The organism is Halomonas icarae (assembly GCF_009901955.1).
In the GTDB taxonomy this organism is placed as follows: domain Bacteria; phylum Pseudomonadota; class Gammaproteobacteria; order Pseudomonadales; family Halomonadaceae; genus Halomonas; species Halomonas icarae.
Map to the genome: position 1 here is coordinate 1,156,393 of NZ_WUTS01000001.1, position 21,426 is coordinate 1,177,818.

13 protein-coding genes are annotated in these 21,426 nt (G+C 64.5%); 8 read left to right on the top strand and 5 right to left on the bottom strand.

The window, feature by feature from the left end:
• Positions 1–278 precede the first annotated feature (278 nt).
• The 6 genes from clrA to GRB80_RS05475 are packed head-to-tail and all read left to right on the top strand — an operon-like array spanning position 279 to position 8,756.
• Positions 279–3,050, top strand: coding sequence for a chlorate reductase subunit alpha (clrA, locus tag GRB80_RS05450; RefSeq protein ID WP_237561925.1), 2,772 nt, complete (start codon positions 279–281; stop codon positions 3,048–3,050).
• Positions 3,051–3,062: 12 nt separating this feature from the next.
• Positions 3,063–4,043: a chlorate reductase subunit beta gene (clrB, locus tag GRB80_RS05455; protein WP_161422807.1), complete on the top strand. Its 981-nt coding sequence runs from the start codon at positions 3,063–3,065 to the stop codon at positions 4,041–4,043.
• A gap of 16 nt (positions 4,044–4,059) precedes the next feature.
• Complete coding sequence (locus GRB80_RS05460) at positions 4,060–4,800, top strand: molecular chaperone TorD family protein (RefSeq protein WP_161422808.1); 741 nt, start codon at positions 4,060–4,062, stop codon at positions 4,798–4,800.
• Between the two features lie 53 nt (positions 4,801–4,853).
• A complete protein-coding gene (locus GRB80_RS05465; protein ID WP_161422809.1) occupies positions 4,854–5,663 on the top strand; it encodes a DOMON domain-containing protein in 810 nt (269 codons plus the stop codon).
• A 12-nt stretch (positions 5,664–5,675) separates the two neighbouring features.
• Positions 5,676–6,812, top strand: a complete 1,137-nt coding sequence (locus tag GRB80_RS05470; RefSeq protein WP_161422810.1) for an Mrp/NBP35 family ATP-binding protein — start codon at positions 5,676–5,678, stop codon at positions 6,810–6,812.
• A 57-nt stretch (positions 6,813–6,869) separates the two neighbouring features.
• Entirely contained in the window at positions 6,870–8,756 is a 1,887-nt protein-coding gene (locus GRB80_RS05475; RefSeq protein ID WP_202597167.1) for a WD40/YVTN/BNR-like repeat-containing protein, read from the top strand.
• Between the two features lie 137 nt (positions 8,757–8,893).
• Here the strand turns inward: GRB80_RS05475 and GRB80_RS05480 are convergent, their stop codons facing one another.
• From GRB80_RS05480 to GRB80_RS05490, 3 genes are all read right to left on the bottom strand, one after another.
• A complete protein-coding gene (locus GRB80_RS05480; protein WP_161422811.1) occupies positions 8,894–10,429 on the bottom strand; it encodes a phospholipase D family protein in 1,536 nt (511 codons plus the stop codon).
• Between the two features lie 223 nt (positions 10,430–10,652).
• Positions 10,653–12,074, bottom strand: coding sequence for a cysteine--tRNA ligase (cysS, locus tag GRB80_RS05485; protein WP_161424242.1), 1,422 nt, complete (start codon positions 12,072–12,074; stop codon positions 10,653–10,655).
• Between the two features lie 11 nt (positions 12,075–12,085).
• Positions 12,086–13,810 carry a glutamine--tRNA ligase/YqeY domain fusion protein gene (locus GRB80_RS05490; RefSeq protein ID WP_161422812.1) on the bottom strand — a complete coding sequence of 575 codons (1,725 nt, stop codon included), beginning with the start codon at positions 13,808–13,810 and terminating at the stop codon, positions 12,086–12,088.
• A gap of 296 nt (positions 13,811–14,106) precedes the next feature.
• Here GRB80_RS05490 and GRB80_RS05495 point away from each other — a divergent pair, with 296 nt between their 5' ends.
• Together GRB80_RS05495 and GRB80_RS05500 are read left to right on the top strand one after the other, a co-directional pair.
• A complete protein-coding gene (locus tag GRB80_RS05495) occupies positions 14,107–14,601 on the top strand; it encodes a peptidylprolyl isomerase (protein ID WP_132040940.1) in 495 nt (164 codons plus the stop codon).
• An 80-nt stretch (positions 14,602–14,681) separates the two neighbouring features.
• Entirely contained in the window at positions 14,682–15,440 is a 759-nt protein-coding gene (locus GRB80_RS05500; RefSeq protein ID WP_161422813.1) for a UDP-2,3-diacylglucosamine diphosphatase, read from the top strand.
• On the opposite strand, the gene GRB80_RS05505 is transcribed toward GRB80_RS05500, so the two are convergent.
• Together GRB80_RS05505 and GRB80_RS05510 are read right to left on the bottom strand one after the other, a co-directional pair.
• The gene (locus tag GRB80_RS05505; protein ID WP_237561926.1) at positions 15,421–19,458 is read right to left on the bottom strand and encodes an EAL domain-containing protein; all 4,038 of its coding nucleotides are present in this window, start codon (positions 19,456–19,458) and stop codon (positions 15,421–15,423) included. The two genes, GRB80_RS05500 and GRB80_RS05505, sit on opposite strands and share 20 nt — an antisense overlap.
• A 103-nt stretch (positions 19,459–19,561) precedes the next feature.
• The gene (locus GRB80_RS05510; protein ID WP_161422814.1) at positions 19,562–21,379 is read right to left on the bottom strand and encodes a SurA N-terminal domain-containing protein; all 1,818 of its coding nucleotides are present in this window, start codon (positions 21,377–21,379) and stop codon (positions 19,562–19,564) included.
• Between the last annotated feature and the right edge of the window lie 47 nt (positions 21,380–21,426).

Consider the following 21,426-nt stretch of genomic DNA (forward strand, 5'->3'; position numbering starts at 1 on the left):
TGTGCCAAGGCAGTTTTGCGCTAGCCCAGCGGTATACGACGCCTATAATCCGAGGCGACCTGATTAGCCAAGGTGGCCGATAACACCAGCCATTTTCCCTGACAGACCGCACTCCTCCTGGCACGACATTCGATCCTGCTCCGGTGTAACGCGGTACCCGACCACCCGGCTTGCCAGACATCAGTTGTTGATCAGTCAACGTTAATAAATGCCGTGCTACGTGCTTCATCGCTGCTGCGGTTCCACGGCCGGCGATGGCCCTTGATGAGGAGAGAACCATGGGGATGTGGAAGCTTAAGCGTCGCGATTTCCTGAAGGGGCTGGGGCTGACCGGCACCGGCGCCCTGCTCAGCGGCAACGTCTGGGCACTCAACCGCCTGGAGCCGATCGGTGACACCCTGGCCAGCGAGTATCCCTACCGCGGCTGGGAAGATCTCTACCGCAACGAGTGGGCCTGGGATCATGTCGGTCATGCCGCCCACTGCATCAACTGCATGGGTAACTGTGGCTGGGACGTCTACGTGAAGGATGGCATCGTCATTCGCGAGGAGCAGATCGCCAAGTACCCGCAGGTGAACCCGAACGTACCCGACGCCAATCCCCGGGGCTGCCAGAAGGGCGCCATACACTCCACCGCCATGTATGAGGCCGACCGCCTGCGCTATCCGCTCAAGCGCGCCGGCGAGCGCGGCGAAGGCAAGTGGCAGCGAATCTCCTGGGATCAGGCCACCGAGGAGATCGCCGACAAGGTCATCGATATCTTCGAGAAGTACGGTCCCGGCAAGCTCAAGACCCACCAGGGCTCGGGCAACCAGACCATGGTGCGCCAGTCGGCCCCCAACCGCTTCGCCTCGCTGGTGGGCGGCATCCAGCTCGACGGCTTCACCGTGGTCGGCGATCTCAACACCGGCGCCCATCTGGCCTATGGCAACCCGCTGGAGAGCTTCACCTCCGACGCCTGGTTCGATGCCGACTACATACTGCTCGGCATGATCAACCCCAACGCCACCCGGATCCCTGATGCCCACTACATCTGGGAGGCCAAGTACAACGGCGCACGCATCACCAGCACCGCGCCGGACTACAACCCCAGCTCCATCCATACCGACCTGTGGATGCCCATCAAACAGGGCTCCGATCCGTTCCTGGCGATGTCGTTCGTCAACGTGATCATCGAGGAGCGGCTGTTCAAGCCCGCCTTCATGAAGGAGCAGACCGACCTGCCGATGCTCGTGCGCCTCGACAACGGCAAGCTGCTGCGCGAGGCGGACCTGGTGGAGGGCGGCTCCGACGAGGTCTTCTACCACTGGGACCTGAAGAGCGGGCAGGCGGTGCGCGCCAAGGGCTCGATGGGCGACGACGACAAGACCCTCAGGCTCGGCGACGTCGACCCGGCGCTGGAGGGCGAGTTCGAGGTCGAGGGCATCAAGGTCACCACGGTCTTCGAGCAGGTCAAGCAGGAGGCGGCCAAGTACTCTCCCGAGACCACCTTCGAGCACACCAACATCCACCCGGACGTGGTGCGCCAGGAAGCGCGGCACCTGGCCGCCGCCCGCAAGGCGATCGTGATGCTCGGTTATATCACCTCGAGCTACTCCAACTGCCTCTACATTGGCTGGGGCTACGCCCTGGCGCTGGCGCTGACCGGCCACGGCGGCCGCACCGGCGGGCTCGACACCTCCTGGGTGGTGTGGAACCACCCGAAGTGGACCGAGCTTGCCACCTTCGACGGCAAGAAGTCGGCCCGCTACGAGCCGGGCGGCCTCGGCGAGGTGCTGCGCGGCGGCATGATGGACGGCATCCGCCGCCACTTCGACAACGAGAAGCTCAAGGCGCGCACCGGCTTCAATGTCGACGAGATGGAAGCCATGATGCAGGAGTCCATCGACGAGGGCTGGATGCCCTACTACGGCGAGATCAAGGGCATGATCTCCATCGCCGACAACACCTTCCGCCGCAACAAGATCGCCGAGACCTATCGCGAGGAGCACCTGCGCCAGGCCAGCGAGCTCTACGTCAACATCAACGTGCGCATGGACTCCACCGCCGAGTGGGCCGACTACGTGTTGCCCGCGGCCAGCCACTACGAAGCCTGGGACCTGCGCACCCAGGGCTACCACCGCTTCTGCAACGTCTTCACCCAGTCGGTACCGCCGGTGGGCGAGTGCAAGCCCGACTGGGACATCATGGCGCTGCTGACCAAGAAGATTCAGGAACGCGCCGTCGCCCGGGGCATCGGTCCGATCCAGGACGGCGAGGTGACCCGCGACCTGCACACCATCCACGACGACTTCACCCGCAACGGCGAGCTCAACACCGATTACGACGTCTTCCGCTACATCGTCGAGAACTCGCCGGAGTTCGGCGGCGTGAGCGTGGAGGAGGCCACCGAACGCGGCTTCATCGTGATGAACGAGCAGGCCGGCCTGAACCAGCCGCTTCAGAAGGATCAGCCCTACAACCCCTTCACCGCCCAGACCGACGGCAAGCAGCCCTACGAGACCCTCACCGGGCGAATCACCTTCTACTGCGACCATCCACGTTTCGTGAAGCTGAAGTCCACGGTGCCCACGGCGCGGCTCTACGCCGGCCCCGAGGCCTCGAACTATCCGCTGCACTTCTACTCGCCCCACGCGCGCTGGGGGATTCACTCCAACTGGCGCAGCAACAAGTATCTGCTGCGGCTGCAGCGCGGCGAGCCGAACATCTACATCAATCCGAAGCTTGCGGCGGAGCGCGGCATCCAGGACGGCGACCGGGTCAAGCTGTTCAATGCCAACGGCGAATTCTTCGCCCAGGCCAAGTTCTACCCCAGCATTCCGGCCGACTCGATCATGATGGAACACGGCTGGGAGCCGCATCAGTACATCCATCGCAAGCCGATGAACAACTCACATGCCACCCTGCTGCAGCCGCTGGAGCTGGTGGGAGGCTGGGGCCACCTCCAGTTCATCTATGCCAAGTGGAACGCCAACCAGGTGATTCACGAGAGCAGCTACGACATCGCGCTGGCCACAGCCGACGAAATCGCCGATCCGCGGGCCGTTTAAGAGGAGATTGCCATGGCTGTCAAACGCCAACTCAGCATGGTGCTGGATCTGAACAAGTGCATCGGCTGCCAGACCTGCACCGCGGCCTGCAAGCTGATGTGGACCAACCGCAACGGCCGCGAGTTCATGTACTGGAACAACGTCGAGACCCAGCCCGGGCTGGGCTATCCGCGCGACTACCAGAACATGGGCGGTGGCTTCGACGCCGACGGCGCCCTGCGCCTGGGGCGCCAGCCCAGTCAGGAGGACTACGGCATCCCGTGGGAGTACAACTACGAGGAGGCGCTGATGACCGGTACCGACCCGTGGCTGCGCCCCCACGTCAAGCCCACCTGGGGCGCCAACTGGGACGAGGACCAGGGCGAGGGCGACTACCCCAACAGCTACTACTTCTACCTGCCCAGGCTCTGCAACCACTGCGCCAACCCCGGCTGCCTGGCGGCCTGCACCCGCAACGCCATCTACAAGCGCCAGGAAGACGGCATCGTGCTGGTCGACCAGGAGCGCTGTCGGGGCTATCGCTACTGCGTCAACGCCTGTCCCTACAAGAAGGTCTACTTCAACGAGCAGATCTCCAAGTCCGAGAAGTGCATCTTCTGCTATCCGCGCATCGAGAAGGGGCTGGCCACCGCCTGCGCCCGCCAGTGCGTCGGACGCATCCGCTGGATCGGCTACCGTGACGACGAGGAGGGCCCGATCCATCAGCTGGTCGAGAAGCACAAGGTGGCGCTGCCGCTGCACGCCGAGTGGGGTACCCAGCCCAACGTCTTCTACGTGCCGCCGCTGTCGCCCTCCAAGTACGCCGCCGACGGCCGGGAGCTGGACGAGCCGCGCATCCCGCTGGCGTATCTGGAGAGTCTGTTCGGGCCGCGGGTGGGCGAGGTGCTCGACACCCTGCAGGCCGAGCGCCAGGCCAAGGCCGAGGGGCGCGAGAGCGAGCTGATGGACCTGCTGATCGGCTATAACCACGCCGAAATGTTCAAGCTCAGCTAAGGCCGGGAGAGACGCCATGATCGCATCCGCTGTATCGGCCATCGCGCCAGAAGAGGCACGCCTCGCCGCCCGGGAGACGCTCTATCGCCTGGCCGCCGCGCTGTTCGGCTATCCGCTGGCCGAGACTCAGCAGGCACTTGAGGATGGACGCCTGCACGCCGCCCTGAGCTCCGCCTGGCAGACCCTGACCGGCGAGCCCTGGCCGCGGCTGGCGCCCAGCGCCAGCCTGGCCGACCTCGAGGTGGGCTATATGGCCACCTTCGTCCATGGGCGGCGCGGCGCACCGCGGGTGCCACTGGTGGCCAGCGCCTACGCCGACCTTGTCGCCGGGCAGACGCCCGGTAACTATCTGCTCAATGTCCAGGCCTTCTATCGCCACTTCGGTCTTACTGCCGCCGGGGGTGACGAGGGCCACGCCGACGAGCCCGATCACCTGGTGGCGATGCTCGAGTTCTGCGCGCTGCTCTGTCATCTGGAGCGCCAGGCGCTGGGCAGCGGGGGCGACCCATCACCTAGCCGTCGCGCCCAGCGCGACTTTCTCGCCCGCTACCTGGGGCCACTACTGCACGCGGTGCGTCTCTGCTTCGTCGAGGCGGGCGACCACGGCCTGGATGCCACCCTGGCGCAGCTGACCGAGGCACTACCCGACTGGGCCGATGACCAGCAGGCGGCGCTGGCCGCCCAGGTCGGCCCCTGCCCGCCACCCCGCTCAGAGAGTGGTCAGGCCGAAGCCGAGACGCGCCCGCTCTGGGACTAACCCCGTGATGCTAACCCGGGGGTTACGCCCGCCCCCGCGAGGAGAGAACAGCCATGACACTGCGACCCATTCTTCACGGCTCCCTGGCACTGGCGCTGATGCTTGCCAGCACTGGGGCCCTTGCCGATCACAGCGAGCTCAACCCTAACGTCACCGAGGTCAAGCCCGGCGATACCGTCACCATCTCCCGGCTGCCCGAGGACATCTATCTGCGCGTCCAGAACGATCCCGACGACCTGATCTGGGATCGCCTGCCGATGTATCGCACCGAGCTGTTCGCGGCACCGCCGGTGCACCGGTCGGTCCAGCTGCGCTTCGACGACGGCGCCAGCCACGGCAAGCATCTCTACTTTCAGGTTGCCCGCTCCAGCGAGCGCTTCTATATCCGTCTGCACTGGAAGGATGCCAGCGAGAACCGCGCCACCACGGTGGACGACTTCCGCGACGGCGTGGCCGTGCAGTACGCCCTGGGCGACGCCGATACCTCCTACATGATGGGCTCCGGGCCGGACGCTCCCGTCAACATCTGGTACTGGCGCGCCGACCACGAGCAGCGCATCGAAAACCTCGCCGCCGGCGGCTACGGCAGCACCACCCGGCTGCCCGAACAGAACGTCTCCGGCGCCAGCGACTACATCCAGGAAGCGATTCCCCAGGACAGCGAGTGGCACGTGGTGATGTCGCGCCCGCTGGCGGCAGGGGGCGAGCACCAGGTGACCTTCGATCGCGACCGGGTGCCGATGGCCTTCGCCCTGTGGGAGGGCAGCGACAGCGAACGCGACGGCGACAAGCGCGTCACCCACACCTGGATCCTGCTGGACACCGCTGCTGGCGACGCTGCCGGCGGCGACACCGAAAGCTGAGGAGGCATCACGATGTCGGTAACCCACTTTTCTCCCCGCGACGCCCGCGACCCTCTGGCGCTGGCACCCGAGGAGTGCGGTCGCGGCCATGCCTGCCAGTTCTGCCCCCAGGAGGAGACCTGCCGCCTCGAGAAGGGCCATCACGAGAAGCGGCTGATCGAGTCGCGCCTGGCCGGGATCGGCCAGATCATCATGGTGATGGCCAACAAGGGCGGCGTCGGCAAGAGCACCGTCTCGGCCAACCTGGCCGCCGGCCTCGCCGCGCGGGGCTATCGCGTGGGGGTGGCAGATGCCGATATCCACGGCCCCAACCAGAGCCGCTTCTTCGGCTGCGTCGGCGAGCGCGTGCGAATCGACAAGCGTGGTCTCGGCCCTCGCGCCTTTCGTACCGAGGGCATCGACCACCCCATCCAGGTCGGCTCCCTGGCCTTCATGATGGAGCGCGACGACACCCCCATCGTGTGGCGAGATGCCTACAAGCACGACTTCATGCACCACCTGATCGGCTCCTTCGACTGGGGTCCGCTGGATTTTTTGGTGATCGACATGCCGCCGGGCACCGGCAATGAGCTGATCACCCTGGCCGACCTGCTCGAGGGCCACGACGTGGCGGCGCTGCTGGCCACCACGCCGCAGGAGGTGGCGCTGATGGACAGCCTCAAGGCGGTACGCTTCTGCCAGGAGCGCCAGCTGCCGCTGCTCGGCGTCGTGGAGAACATGGCGGGCGTCACCTGCCCCCATTGTGGCGGCGAGTTCCACCTCTTCCCCCGGGCGCATCTCGCCGAGGCGCTGGCCGAGGTCGGCGTGGAATCCCTGGCGCAGATTCCCCTTTCGCCCGCCCTGGCCAGCGGCTCCGATGCCGGGCGCCCCATCGTGCTCGATGACCCTCAGGGCCTCGAGGCGCGGGCCTTCCTCCCCGCGGTGGAGGCGTGTATCGCACATGCCAGCGAGGCCTTCGCCGCCGCCGCTGCCGACTCCCTGCAGGCGCTTAGCCAGCACCCGTCGATGCCCGATGAGCTGTCCGGTGAACTGGAAGCGGCACTGGCAAGCGTGCCCGACGACCAGCGCGACGCCCTGCGCACGGAGCTGGGTGCCCTGCTCGGCACTGGCGGGGGACCTTTTCCGGACAACGACGACGCTTCCCGCTAGCCGCTACCGTTTCACCACGTGCTGCGCCACACCACTTATCTGCGAGGACACTACACCATGACCCAGGCCCGCCATGGCGATATCCCCCAGGCCGAGCGCCGCCGCTTCTTCAGTCAGCTGCTCGACGGTGCCAGGTCCCGAACGCCTCAGCGCGCCCCCTGGCGCCGCGTGCCCGAGGTCGGGGCGGGTGACGGAGATGTGCTCTGGTCGGGCTGGGCCGGCGACGGCGAGGTATTCGTGGTCGGCGACGAAGGGATGGTGCTGCGCTACACCAACGCCTCCGACGGCGCCGGGCAGCAGTGGGAGCGCATGTCGGTGCCGACGACCCTGCCGCTGCATGGCCTCTGGGGGCCCAGCCCCGATCGCCTGATCGCGGTCGGCTGGATGGGGACCATCCTGCATTACGACGGTGCCGAGTGGCACCGGCAGCGCGGTGGCGTCGTCGATGACGAGGGCCGCTTCGCCGCCTGCAGCGAAAACACCCCACTGTTCGCCATCGACGGCAACGCCGCAGGCCATGCCTGGGCGGTGGGCGACAATGGCATGATCCTGCATTTCGATGGCATCGAGTGGCACGCCGAGCGCTGCCCCACCCGGGTCAACTTGCGCGCCGTGGCCTGCGCACCGGACGGCACGGTCTATGCCGCCGGGGGCGAAGGCACGGTGCTCAAGCGTAACGCCGATGGCCGCTGGACGAGCCTCGACTGTCCTCTGGGATCGGGGTTCCACGCCCTGCTGGTGCTGGATGACGACTCGCTGTTACTGGCCGGCGGACGCTACTTCGTGGACCAGGGGGGCTTTCGTGGCGAGCTGGTGCGCTACCGCCATGGCGAGTTCCAGGCGCTGACCTTCGAGACGCCGATGCCGCGTCTACGGGCGCTGAAGGCCTACAAGGGGGGCGTGCTGATCGTTGGCGACCAGGGCCATCTCTACTACCTGAAGGATCTGCGCCTCGATCGTCTGGAGAGCAACAGCCGCCACGACCTGATGGATATCATCACGCTGCCCACCGGCGAGGCCCTGGCGGTAGGTGACTTTGGCACCCTGATGACCGCCGCTTCCGACTTTACCGCCGCCCTGGCACCGCCGCCCGCGGCGGCGACTCCCACAGCCTGGGAGACCATGGCCTCGCCCACCGAGCGTCAGTTATGGGGCATCCACGAGGCCAGTGACGGCACCTGCTACGCCTGCGGCGAGGCGGGCACCGTGCTGCGGCTCGAGGCGGATGGCTGGCACGCCCTGCCCGCCCCCAGCGAGCTCGCGGTGCACTGCCTGTGGGACAGTGGCAATGGGCTGTTTGCCGCCGGACAGCTCGGGCGCATCTACCGCTTCGATGGCAGTCACTGGCAGCTGCATTTCGACCTGCACCTGGACCTGACGATCCTTTCCATGTGGGGCAGCGATCCCGACTCGATCTACGCGGTGGGCGACGAAGGCCTGATCCTGCATTACGACGGCCTGGGCTGGCGACGCATGCCCAGCGGCACGACCTCGGCACTGTACGATCTATGGGGTTGGGACGCCGAGCACCTGCTGGCGGTGGGTGACTTTGGTCTGGTACTGCGCTACAACGGCCGCGAATGGGCCGAGTTCAAGGTCGGCACCGAAAGCTTCCTCTACGGCGTATGGGGCTGCGGGCTGGATGACATCACCGCGGTAGGACTCTCCGGCGCGCTGGCCCACTTCAATGGCCAGCGCTGGCAGCTCGAGCCCACCCGCCTGCGCGACGATCTACTGAGCGTGTCGGGAAGCCCCGCCGCCGGCGTTTGCGCCGTCGGCACCCGCGGGCGCGTGTTGCGTCTGGAGAATGGCCAGTGGCGGTCCGAACCAAGCGGCTGTGAACGCGGGCTGCGTTCAGTGTGTGCCACTCGTGGCGGCAGCCTCTACGCCGTGGGCGATGGCGGCACGATCCTGCGCCGCAACCCCCAGTGCCATGCCGCCTAACCCTCTGGCGATTGGAGCTGCCATACCTGACACGGGGAAATAGCGGAACAGCAGCGCCGGTCGTCGTTTAACGGCCGGCGCTGCTCAGGTCGCCAAGCGGTGTCTCGATCAGCTGCTTCTCATCACCGGCCTGCCATCTACAGCAGCCACTCGATGGGCAGCCACGACATGACCTTCACTGCGGCTCGACGCAGCGGCCCGGTATTGGGTTCGGTACGGTGAATGACGCCACCCTGCTGGGTTTGCTCGTGCCATACCAGATGGCCATCATCGGCCAACTTGACGCGATAGCTCTGCCCGGCGACCCGGTTATCGAAGGCGTCATCCATTGCCGTGGCCAGCATCGGGCTCTCGATCAAGAAGCCAATCTCGGTATTGAGGCGCGCCGAGCGTGGGTCAAAGTTGAACGAGCCGACAAATGCCCACTCCTTGTCGACGGCGAATGTCTTGGCGTGCAGGCTCGAGCCGGAGCTGCCAAAACGGCCGAAGGGACTGCTATGCGTTATCACGTCCATGACACCGCTGCGCTTCAGCTCGAAGAGCTCCACTCCGGCCTCGAGCAGATCTCGGCGGCGCTTAGCATATCCGGCATGCACCGCGGTCACATCAGTTGCCTCAAGTGAGTTGGTCAGCACCCTGACCTGCACCCCCTGCGCGGCCAACCCTGCCAGCCACTCAGTCCCCTCCTTCATGGGCACAAAATAGGGGGATACCAGATCAAACTGACGTGTCGGGGCACTCAGCAGCTCACCGAGCCGGCCGGTCAGCAGCTGTTCCTCTTCTGCCTGCCCCAGCCCCTTGGAGGGGTCATCGCTTACCATCCAGGTGCTTGCCCACTCGAAGGCCAGGTCACCACGCACCAGGCCGCTCACCAGATCGCTCGCCTCCAGTGCCGCGAGATAACTCTGTGATCTCGGCAGGCGACGCGCCTGCTCCGCCTCGGCGGCCATCTGCGCCAGCCCCTCTCTGCCGGCACTCGCCAGCAACCGGCTCGCCGGATATGACGACTCACTATGCCAGTAACGATCAAAGTCGTCGGATACGTCTTGCACGACCGGTCCGATCGCCATCACATCCAGGTCGGAGAACAGCACCCCTCGGGTAGCACCGAAGTATTCATCACCCACATTTCGCCCGCCGATAATGGTGATCTGGTTATCGATGGTGAACGTCTTGTTGTGCATGCGTCGGTTGGCACGAAAGAAGTCGGTCACATAGCCGATGGAGCGAGGCGAGCGCACCACAAAAGGATTGAAGAGGCGTACCTCGATCCCCGGATGCGCATCCAGGGCGGCCAGGGTATCGTCCAGCCCCACCGTATTGTTGTCGTCAAGCAGCAACCTGACCCTGACACCGCGATCGGCGGCACGCCGAACGGCATCGAACAGCAGGCCACCCGAGGTATCGTTGTGCCAGATGTAATATTGCAGATCGAGGGTCTGTTCGGCCGCCTCGGCCAACAGCACTCTGGCCGCAAACGCCTCGTGAGCGTCACTCAGCGGGTAGATACCGCTCCGCTCGGGGTGTTGATCCACGCGGTCGCGGACCAGTTCGCCCAGGGTGGTCTCACGCGCCTGCTCGAGTGGCAGCGCCCGGGTCATGCTGCGCCCCTGCAAGGGTGGCAAGCTACACCCACTGAGCATCAACCCCAGCAGTGCGCTCAGCAACAGCATCAATGCGACACGCCCACCTGGCACCAACCGCTTGCCGAACGCCTCGAGACTTGCTGAATCCTGCGCGGATTCCTTCGGTTTCCTGACCATGAAGGACCTGTAGCAATGAGTTGGATAACACGTAACGCCCGGCCCGCTTGCGGCGGGCCGGGCGTCTATGGCGTGGGGAATTCCACCAGGCTTTTCGGTCAAGAGCTAGCGCCTGAGAGCCGATAGCGCCGGGTTAACCCTCGGGCTTCTCGAACACCCAGCCGGTACCCTCTCGGGAGTCCTTGAGGATGATACCCAGGGCGGCGAGTTCATCGCGAATTCCATCGGCGGTGGCGAAGTCCTTGGCCTTCTTGGCCGCGGCGCGCTCGTCGATCTTCGCCTGAATCTCCGCCTCCGAGAGCGGCAGCTCACCGGCCCCCGCCTTGAGAAAGACGGCCGCGTCCTGCTGCAACAGCCCCAGGATCCCACCCAACCGCCTGAGTTCGGCGGCCAGGGCCGGTGCCTGGTCGGGGGCCTCCTTCTTCGCGCGGTTCAGCTCGCGGGCCAGGTCGAAGAGCACCGAGAGCGCCCCGGCGGTATTGAAGTCATCGTCCATCGCCGCGCTAAAGCGCTTGTCGAAGTCGCTACCCGCCCCCTCGGTCAGGGCCTCAATGCTGGCAGCATCGATACCTTCGAATGAAACCCCTTCGAGAGAGTTATAAAACCGCTCCAGCGACTTGCGGGCATCGGCCAGGGATTCCGGCGCGTAGTTGATCGCGCTGCGATAGTGACTGGCCACCAGCAGGTAGCGCACCACCTCGGGGTCATGGTGCTCGAGCACCTCGCGGATGGTAAAGAAGTTGCCCAGCGACTTGGACATCTTCTCGTGGTTCACCCGCACCGCGCCGGCGTGCATCCAGGTGTTGACGAAGGGCTTGCCGTTGGCCGCCTCCGACTGGGCGATCTCGTTCTCGTGGTGCGGGAAGGTCAGGTCCGGTCCGCCACCATGAATATCGAAGGTCTCGCCCAGGCAGCACTTCGACATGGCCGAGCACTCGATATGCCAGCCGGGACGCCCCTCGCCCCAGGGCGAAGGCCAGCTCGCCTCGCCCGGCTTGGCCGCCTTCCAGAGCACGAAGTCGAGGGGATCCTCCTTGTGCTCATCGACCTCGATGCGGGCACCGGAGCGCATCTCGTCCAGGTCACGGTTATTGAGCTTGCCGTAGCCCTCGAAGCGCCTCACCCGGTAGTAGACATCGCCATTGTCCGCGGCATAGGCGTAGCCCTTGGCCAGCAGGGTCTCGATCATGGCGATGATGTCATCGATATGTCGAGTCGCCCGAGGCTCCTGATCCGGCGCCAGCACCCCGAGGCGCGCCTCGTCCTCGTGCATCGCCTCGATCATGCGCTCGGTCAGCGACGCAATGGTCTCGCCATTCTCGTCGGCCCGACGCAGGATCTTGTCATCGATATCGGTGACGTTGCGCACATAGGTCACGTCATATCCCCTATGACGCAGGTAGCGGGTAATGACATCGAAGGCCACCATCACCCGGGCATGGCCCAGGTGGCAGTAGTCATAGACGGTCATGCCGCAGACATACATCCGCACCCTGCCCGGCTCGATCGGCGTGAAGGGCTCCTTGCGGCGTGTCAGCGTGTTGTAGATCTGCATATCGGTCATGCTCAGCCCTTGTTCTGCGCGTCTTTCTGCTGGGACTCTTGCTTCTGGGTCTCTTTCTTCAGGGTCTTGGCCCAGCTGTCCTTGAGGCTCACGGTGCGGTTGAACACCAGCTTGCCTTCGCCACAGGCATGGCGGTCGGCGCAGAAGTAGCCCACGCGCTCGAACTGGAAGCGACTCTCGGGCTCGACTCCGGCCAGGCTGGGCTCACCGATGGCCCGACACACCACCAGCGACTCGGGATTCAGATGCTCGAGGAAGTCGGCATCCTTGTCCTTGTCCGGCTGCTCCTCGAGGAACAGATTGTCGTAGAGGCGAACCTCCATGGGCACCCCATGCTCGGCGCTGACCCAGTGGATCACGCCCTTGACCTTGCGGCCTTCGGGGTTCTTGCCCAGGGTGTCGAAGTCCACCGAACAGCGCAGCTCGGTGATCTCGCCGACCTCATCCTTGACCACCTCGTCGCAGCGGATCACGTAGGAGTTGCGCAGCCGCACCTCCTTGCCCGGCGCCAGGCGGAAGAACTTCTTGGGTGGCTCCTCCATGAAGTCGTCCCGGTCGATATAGAGCTCGCGGGTAAAGGGCACCTTGCGCACGGGCATATCCTCCCGCGCCGGGTGGCCGGGTACCTCGTAGGTCTCCTCATGCCCCTCGGGCACATTGGTCAGTACCACCTTGAGCGGCTTGAGTACCGCCATGGCGCGAGGCGCGTTGTCCTCGAGGTCCGAGCGGATGGCGTGATAGAGCATGGCGATCTCTACCAGGCCGCCATCGGCCCGGGTCACACCGATCATTTCGCAGAACTTGCGAATCGAGGCCGGGGTATAGCCGCGGCGACGCAGCCCGGAGATGGTCGGCAGCCGTGGGTCGTCCCAGCCATCGACGATCCCCTCATCCACCAGCAGCTTGAGCTTGCGCTTGGAGGTCAGGGTATAGTTCAGGTTGAGTCGGGCAAACTCGATCTGGCGCGGCCTTGCCGGCACCGGCAGATTGTCAAGGAACCACTCGTAGAGCGGGCGGTGATCCTCGAACTCGAGGGTACAGACGGAGTGGGTGATTCCCTCGATGGCGTCGGACTGGCCATGGGTGAAGTCGTAGGAGGGGTAGATCTTCCACGTGTCGCCGGTCTGGTGGTGGCTGGCATGGCGAATACGGTAGAGGATCGGGTCACGCAGGTTGATATTGGGCGAGGCCATGTCGATCTTCGCGCGCAGCACCTTCTCCCCCTCGGCGAACTCGCCCTCGCGCATGCGCTCGAGCAGGTCGAGGTTCTCCTCGGGGCTGCGCTCGCGATAGGGGCTGGGGCGACCCGGTTCGGTCAGGGTGCCGCGATACTCGCGGATCTCGTCCGGTGAGAGGTCGTCGACATAGGCCTTGCCCTCACGCACCAGGTGCTGCGCCCAGGCATAGAGCTGGTCGAAGTAGTCAGAGGCGAAGCGCACGTCGCCCGCCCACTGGAAGCCCAGCCAGCTGACATCCGCCTTGATCGCGTCGATATAGGCCTGCTCCTCCTTGGCCGGGTTGGTGTCATCGAAACGCAGATGACAGTCACCACCGAACTGCTCGGCCAGGCCGAAGTTGAGACAGATCGACTTGGCGTGCCCGATATGCAGGAAACCATTGGGCTCCGGCGGGAAGCGGGTCACGATCTTGCCGTCGCGGCCGGCCTCGATCTCGTCACGTATCTGGTTGCGAATGAAGTTCGGCGCGCTGGTGGTGTCGGTGGTCATGGTTGGGAAAACAACCTCTGGTTGGGGTGCGGTCCGGGGGCCGTTGATGTGGCCTTCACTGCTCGGGGCTTTTCCGGCGACGAGCCTGCGAGGAGGCGCTGTGAACCCCTCCCTGGGCGCTACCGATGCCTTCCATGGCATAGGACCTCCTCTTCGGCTCATCCCCGGCGCCCCTCGCCGCGGCGATCCAGGCCATCATCAGGCTAGCTTCGCGCAGCGAGGCAAAACCGGTATTATAGCGCCACGCCCATGGGCAACGCCAAGGCAGCGCCCCTTTATTGCACAGGAACTTACGCATGATCGTACTGCAGACCACCTTCGGTGACATCCACGTCGAGCTCAACCACGAGAAGGCCCCCAAGACGGCCGCCAACTTCGAACAGTATGTGCGCGAAGGCTTCTATGACGGCACCCTCTTCCACCGGGTGATCGAGGGCTTCATGGTCCAGGGTGGTGGCTTCGACGAGAACTTCGACCAGAAGCCGACCCACGCCCCCATCGAGAACGAGGCCGACAACGGCCTGGCCAACGAGATCGGCACCCTGGCCATGGCGCGCACCCAGGACCCGCACTCCGCCACCGCCCAGTTCTTCATCAATGTCGCCGACAACACCTTCCTCAACCATAGCGGCAAGTCCATCCAGGGCTGGGGCTACTGCGTCTTCGGCCGTGTGGTCGACGGCATGGACGTGGTCGAGAAGATCAAGAGTGTCGAGACCACCCGCCGCGGCATGCACGCCGATGTGCCCGCCGAAGACGTGGTGATCAAGAAGGCCTACATCGAGGAGTAAGCCCTCCGTACTGCCCCCCAGCTGGCGCCCGCCCCGTGCGGGCGCCTTGCGCTCTGCCGCCAACCCGGGAACTCTCCATCATGGCCACCCTGCTGATTTCCGATCTGCACCTGCACCCCGGCGCCCCCGAGATCACCGAGGGGTTTCTGCGCTGGCTGGAGCAGCGCGCCCATGGCTCTCACGCCCTCTATATCCTCGGTGACTTCTTCGAGGCCTGGATCGGCGATGACCTGCTCGACCTGGTGGACATCGACCCCAGCGGCAACGCCGATCTCGCGGCCCGTATCGCCAGGGCGCTTCGCCGCCTGGCCGACGACGGCACCGAGGTCTACCTGATGCATGGCAACCGCGACTTCCTGCTCGGCGAGCGTTTCGCCAGCGAAGCCGGGGCCACGCTGCTGACAGACCCCACCGTTGTCACCCTGGGAGGCAGCCCGATCCTGCTGATGCACGGTGACAGCCTGTGTACCCGCGACGAGGCCTACCAGGCCTTCCGCGTCCAGGCACGAGACCCGCTATGGCAGCAGCAGGTGCTGTCGATGCCGATCCAGGAGCGCATCACCCTGGCCAGGCAGCTTCGTGACCAGTCCGGTGAGGCCAACTCCAACAAGGCCGAGGACATCATGGACGTCACCCAGAATGAGGTCACCCGGGTCATGGCCGAACAGGGTGTCACCACCCTGATCCACGGCCACACCCACCGTCCGGCGGTGCATGAGCTCGAGGTCGATGGACAGCCAGCCCGGCGTATCGTGCTGGGTGACTGGCAGCCAACCCTGGGTTGGGAGGTCGTGATCGAGGAAGAGGCCAGACCGGAACTCAGGGAGGTGGCCCTGTGAAAGGTGTCCCTGTCCCAAGAGTGACATCAGCACTGCCCCGCCTCTTCTCGAGGAACTGCTGAAGCCTCTCGAACGACATCGGGCGTGCCAGCAGGAACCCCTGGAACAGATCGCAGCCATGAGAGCGGACCAGTCGATATTGACTGTCGGTCTCGACACCCTCCGCCACGACCCTGAGCCCCAGGTGATGCGCCATGGAGATGATCCCCTGGGTGAGTGAAGCATCATTGGCGTTGCGATCGATCTCGCGAATGAAGCTGCGATCGATCTTGACGGTGTCGACCGGCAGATTTTTCAGATAGCTCAGGCTCGAGAAGCCGGTTCCGAAGTCGTCGATCGCCACCTGAACCCCCATCTCTCGCAAGGCTCGCAGCGCCTCGATGGCGCTCTCCGTCTCGCTCATCAGGATGCCTTCGGTCAATTCGAGAGTCAGCAGACCGGCCGGCAGCCCGGTGGCCGATAGCGTGTCACTCAGGATGGCGAGGAAATTGTCACGCTGAAACTGCAAGGGTGAGATATTCACCGACACACCGAACGTTGTCATGCCCTGACGGCGAAGCCTCACCATGTCCTCGCAGGCACGCATCAGCACCCAGCGACTGATGGAGATAATCTGGCCCGTCTGCTCGGCGATGGGAATAAATGTCGCCGGCGAGATATCACCCCGCCGGTGATTCGGCCAGCGCAGCAACGCCTCCAGGCCAACCACTACGCCATTGCGATCGAACAGCGGTTGGTAGTGGAGCTCGAAGGACTCCGTATCGATCGCCTCCTGGAGCTCGTTACGCAAGGCGACGCGTTCACTCACCCGCTTGGTAATCTCGGGAGTAAACCACTGATAGGTATTGCGCCCCTGCTGCTTGGCGCGATACATGGCCATATCGGCCTGCTGAATCAGCTCCATCGGACGCGTCTGGCTATCGACGTTGACGGCGATACCGATACTGGCCGTCAAGTGCAGTTCGTGCTCCTCGATACGGTAGGGCCGTGCGACGAGATCAAGCAGCCGTTCGGCCACCTCCATCGCCCACACCTCATCACAGGGGTCATTGAGAAGCAGCACGAACTCATCGCCGCCGAAGCGCACCAGGGTGTCCTCGCGACGCACCACCTCTCCCAGCCGTGCGGCGAGCCCCTGCAGCAGCTGGTCACCGATGGCATGACCGAGACTATCGTTGATCGGCTTGAAGCCATCGAGATCGATGAACAGCACACATAACCACTTGCCCTCACGGTTCGCCAGCGCCAGGTCATGAGGAAGTCGTTCCTCCAGAACCACACGGTTCGCCAGGCCGGTCAGCACATCGTGGCTGGCGTGATAGGCCAGTTGCCCTTCGTACGCCTTGCGTTCGGAGACATCGTGCTGGATCCCTACAAAGTGAGTCACCTGCCCGCACCGATCACGAATCGGCGAGATATACAGCTCATTCCAGAAGATGGCACCATCCTTGCGATAGTTGCACAGCGTCACATGGACCTCCTGCTGCCTCGACAGCCGTTCACGCAGCTGAAGAACCGCCTGAGGATCGGTATCCGGGCCCTGCAGCAGGCGACAGTTACGCCCCAGCACTTCCTCACGTTGATACCCGGTCATGGTCTCGAACGCCCTGTTGACATAGGTGATCGGCATATCGGGCCTGAGGGCATCCACGATCACCAGGCCGTTGACACTCACCTCGACGCCCTGCTCGAGGATTCGCAGGCGCATCTCGTTGTGTCGACGCTGGGTGATATCCTTGGCGATACCGAAAACACCACGGATGCTCCCGTCCACCATGATTGGCAGATTGGTGATATCCAGCTGTCGCGCTTCCCCACTCCTGCCGACCACTTCCAGCTGATAGCGCTGCGCCCCGCCCCTCAGCACCTGCTCAAAATGTGACTGAGTCGTTGCCACCTCATGAGGCTGCACGAAGCGCGAGTAGTGGACTCCCACGATCTCGTGGAGCCGAAAGCCCGTCACCTCCTCGCAGCTGGCATTGGCACTGCTGAAGTAGCCCTCCATATCCAGGGAGTACACGGCATCAGGGTTGTAGGCGAAGAGCGAGCGATAGCGCTGTTCGCTTTCGCTTAACGAACGGCGATCATGATCCCGCTCGATGGCCAGGGCGACGATATCGACCGCCTGACGGACAAGCTCCAGCTCATGCGTTGTGGGACGCATCGGCTCGCGTGAATAGACCCCGAACGTACCGAGCATCCGGCCGTCGCTGGCGATGATGGGATACGACCAGCAGGCAAGCAGTGAGTGCTCTCTCACCAGCGTCTGATAGCCCTGCCAGGCGGGGTCACTGGGGAGGTCATCACATACCACCAGCTTGCGAGAATAGGCGGCACTCCCACAGGCCCCCACACCCGGCGCGATGGGAATAGTGGCCACCGCGTCGCGGTACGCCGCCGGCAGGCGCCGTCCTGCGGCCAGCTCAAGACGGCTCCCGGCCCGATCGGCCAACATGATGGAACAGAGTCTCTGCGGAAGCTGCTCTTCCAGCATTTCGCAGACCGCTTCCAGCGGGGCGTCGAGAGGCGACTCTTCGGCGATAAGAGCGTGAATGGCCTGCTGACGAAGCAGGTATTGCCGCGAGTGATCGAGCTCCCGAGTACGCGAGGCGTTGAGCCTTACCAGGCCCAGGCTCAGCGTCAACAGAAAGCTGAGAAGCAGTCCCCCCAGGCCGACAAACGCCGGCAATCCCAACGCCATTGGCCATAGCGATGCCCTGGCCGAGTGGATATCGACGCCAAGCCTGACGCCACCCGGCAGCCCTATGCTGCGCGACAGCATGCGAGGGGTCTCCGCCACGGGGCGGGCTACCATCCCGGGTGCCGCGACCCTCAGTAGCGCCCGCTCATCATGACGCAGCGCCTCGCCACCCTGATACAGCGCCACCTGAAACGCAGGAAGCGGCACATGCAGTTCGCTCTTCAGCAACTTGCCCAGGTCAATCAAGGCAAGCAATCGATAATCATGGCGGGGTATCCCGACGACGATCAGCGCCTGATTCGGGTGATCCATATCGGGTAACAACATGGCGGCGTGAGTAAAGAGTGACCCCTCCCAGTCATCGGCGAGTGGTCGGCTGGCCTGCCGCCTGAGCCACTGCCTGGCCTCGGCATCGCGCCCACGAAGCCATCGCCAGCGCCCATCATGGGCCATGACCCCAAGAGCCTCCAGGCTCGGCAAGTCGCGCAAATAGTGAATTTGATCGTCACGCGAGACCCTGCCCCCCGAACCATGGGGCGTGGCGTTCAAGCGCTCGGCCATGCGCCTGAGCGACTGCAGACGGATGTTCACGGCCCGCTCGGCATCGAGACGAATCGTCTCGAAGATCAGCTCGGCACGCCCCGTCTCGCGCACCACCTGTTGCCAGTTAAGTAGATACCAGGCCGCACTGCTGACGGCCACTCCCAGCAGGCAGGCGCAGAGCGTCTTGCGTCCGATAAGGGGCCTGTCACGCCCGCATCGATAGCCGGCAACCAGCATCGCGGCGCCGAGCAGCAGGGTGAACAATGCCAGGACTTCGGAGGAGGCATCGCGCACAGCGCGCCCGAGGTCGCTGCCAACGACCAAGACCCACAGTGACAAGGCGCTAACACTCAGCAGCAGCACACCCACGAGTCGCCACAACCTGCCGAGCCATGGTGACTCACTGCCCAGCAGCAGGCACGGTGCCACAACCAGCAGCAGAAGCGCTTCCAGCGAGCCTAGACCGACCCCCCTTTGCAACCAGCGAATATCCGGCATGGACGACTCGTCCAGGCCACCCTGCAACAGGGTATTCAGGGCCAGCCCAGCCAGGGTGATGCCGGCCATGATGCGCGGGCCGGGTTGACGAAGCCAAATCCCCACCAGGCCGACGCCAGTGGCCAATGCAACGAAGGCACTATCCACGGCGAGCAACACCGGCCCCGACTGTTGAAGGGAGTTCGTCGCCAGCGCCACGCCTCCCATCAGCATGAAGGTGGTGGAAACCACCATCAACCAGGTATCGGAGGCGATCGAGATTGTCTTGAGCTGCATGCGTCGAGGGCTCTTGGAATCAGTATGGCGATATCACAACAAGAGAGCCCCCGGCGAGGCAACGGCTCACAGGGGGCTGACCAGCGGCATTGATCGAATGGCGCTAACGCTTGATCTCGGCCTCGCTGCGCAGGTGCTCGATCAGACCCTGGATCGCGGCCTGAGCGCGCAGCCGCTCGGCCATCGAGGCGACAAAACGCTCGACCTGCTCATCGACCTCACCCTCGCCTACCGACTCCAGGGCGATGATCACGGCACGATCACCATCGACCACCTGACCATACACGGGAGCTTCTCCCTCGGGTGCCGGCAGCCGGAAGGCAGCATTGACCACCGCCGGGGAGACTCCCCGAGACTCCTGGCGACTGACCTCCTCGACCCGCTGCCAGTCGAGCGTCACGGACTCACCGTCGCCAAGGGAATCGACAAGCTGAACCGCTCTAGCCCGCAGCGCCTCCCGACGCTGCTCTGCCGTGACCTGGGCGGCGACCTCGTCGCGCACCTCATCCAGCGGCAGCGTGGTCGCCTCGCGATGCTCGGTGACACGCAGCACCAGACGACGATCGCTATCCAACTCGATCACCTCGCTGTTATAGCCCTCCTCGAGCACATCGTCGCTGAACGCCTGGGCCATGACTCCCGGTTCAGAGAGCACCCCCTCGCGAGTATCACGCGAAACCCAGTCGCTGGAGTGAAGCGCGAGTCCCAGATCATCGGCGACACTCTGCAGATCATCGGCGGCGAAGCTCTCGTCGATCAGCTGCTGCACCTTCTCATTGAACTCCCCCGAGACCCTGTCCAGCGCCACCTGGCGGTGCAGGTCACCCCGCATTGACTCGAACGACTCACGCTCAAGACCGGTCACGGTCAACAGGTGCAGGCCATTGTCGGTCTCGACGACCTCCGATACGTCACCCTCATCGAGTGAGAAGGCGGCCTCGTCGAAGGCGTCACCGAAGAAGCCGCGGCTGACCACACCCAGGTCGCCACCCTGTTCCGCGGAGACCGTGTCATCGGAGACCTGGGCGGCCAGGTCGGCGAAGGATTCGCCATCGGCGAGGCGCGCCTGTACCTCTTCGAGCTTGGCCACCGCCTCTTCACGGCTGCGCTGCTCACCAAAGGTCACCATGATATGGGAGAGCCGGCGATCGGCATCGGCCGTCTGTTCACGCCAGGCATCACGCAGTGTCTGCTCGTCGATCTCCATCTCATCGGCCATGGTCTGGCGGTCGATCACCACATAGTTCAGACGCACCTGCTCGGGGCGGCGGAAACGCGCCTTATGCTGAGCGTAGTACGCCTCGATGGCCTCATCCGAAGGAGAAAGCTCCTCTTCGATGTCGTCGGGCCCCAGGGCGGCATATCGGAAGGTACGCGTCTGGCGCTGCAGCTCGGCCAGGCGTTCCTGCTCGCTGGGCAGGCTGAAGTCGCTGAACGCCAACCCCTGCTGCAGCTGCTGCTGCTTCATGTCGCCACGCAGCTGTTGGCGAAAGCCCAGGGGTGTGTAGCCGGCGCTGGCCAGGCGGTTGCGGAACAGCTCCTGGTCGAACCGGCCCTCCTGGTCCTGGAATTCGGGGAGTGACACGATGATCTGGTCGAGCTGCTCCTCTGAAAGGTGCATCCCGCCCTCCTCGACATACTGACTCAACACCCGGGTCGTGATCAGCTCGTCGAGCATCTGACTGCGCAGCGCCCGCTCCTGCTCCGGCGGCACCTGGCCGCTGCGAATGGCCCGTTGCACCGAGAGCTCTAGCTCCTGACGCATGATGGGCTCACCGTTGACCTCGGCGACCTCGTCGCCGCTATTGCCGAACAGGCCCACCAGTGAATCCACACCGAACATCGCCATGGTCACGACCACTGCCCCGATGATGATCTTGGCTCCCCAGCTTCGGGAGCGGTCTCGAATACTTTGCAGCATGCAGGCCTCGGAAGTGTTGCCTCAAGAGAAATACTGGGAAAGGGTGG

Bases quoted from the DNA above. Each gene is read 5' to 3' on its own strand.
- clrB (WP_161422807.1), top strand. From the start codon at position 3,063: ATGGCTGTCAAACGCCAACTCAGCATGGTGCTGGATCTGAACAAGTGC.
- GRB80_RS05480 (WP_161422811.1), bottom strand. From the start codon at position 10,429: ATGCTGTTGCTGAGCGCACTGCTGGGGTTGATGCTCAGTGGGTGTAGC.
- GRB80_RS05490 (WP_161422812.1), bottom strand. From the start codon at position 13,810: ATGACCACCGACACCACCAGCGCGCCGAACTTCATTCGCAACCAGATA.
- GRB80_RS05465 (WP_161422809.1), top strand. From the start codon at position 4,854: ATGACACTGCGACCCATTCTTCACGGCTCCCTGGCACTGGCGCTGATG.
- clrA (WP_237561925.1), top strand. From the start codon at position 279: ATGGGGATGTGGAAGCTTAAGCGTCGCGATTTCCTGAAGGGGCTGGGG.
- GRB80_RS05495 (WP_132040940.1), top strand. From the start codon at position 14,107: ATGATCGTACTGCAGACCACCTTCGGTGACATCCACGTCGAGCTCAAC.
- GRB80_RS05505 (WP_237561926.1), bottom strand. From the start codon at position 19,458: ATGCAGCTCAAGACAATCTCGATCGCCTCCGATACCTGGTTGATGGTG.
- GRB80_RS05470 (WP_161422810.1), top strand. From the start codon at position 5,676: ATGTCGGTAACCCACTTTTCTCCCCGCGACGCCCGCGACCCTCTGGCG.
- GRB80_RS05510 (WP_161422814.1), bottom strand. From the start codon at position 21,379: ATGCTGCAAAGTATTCGAGACCGCTCCCGAAGCTGGGGAGCCAAGATC.
- GRB80_RS05500 (WP_161422813.1), top strand. From the start codon at position 14,682: ATGGCCACCCTGCTGATTTCCGATCTGCACCTGCACCCCGGCGCCCCC.
- GRB80_RS05460 (WP_161422808.1), top strand. From the start codon at position 4,060: ATGATCGCATCCGCTGTATCGGCCATCGCGCCAGAAGAGGCACGCCTC.
- GRB80_RS05475 (WP_202597167.1), top strand. From the start codon at position 6,870: ATGACCCAGGCCCGCCATGGCGATATCCCCCAGGCCGAGCGCCGCCGC.
- cysS (WP_161424242.1), bottom strand. From the start codon at position 12,074: ATGCAGATCTACAACACGCTGACACGCCGCAAGGAGCCCTTCACGCCG.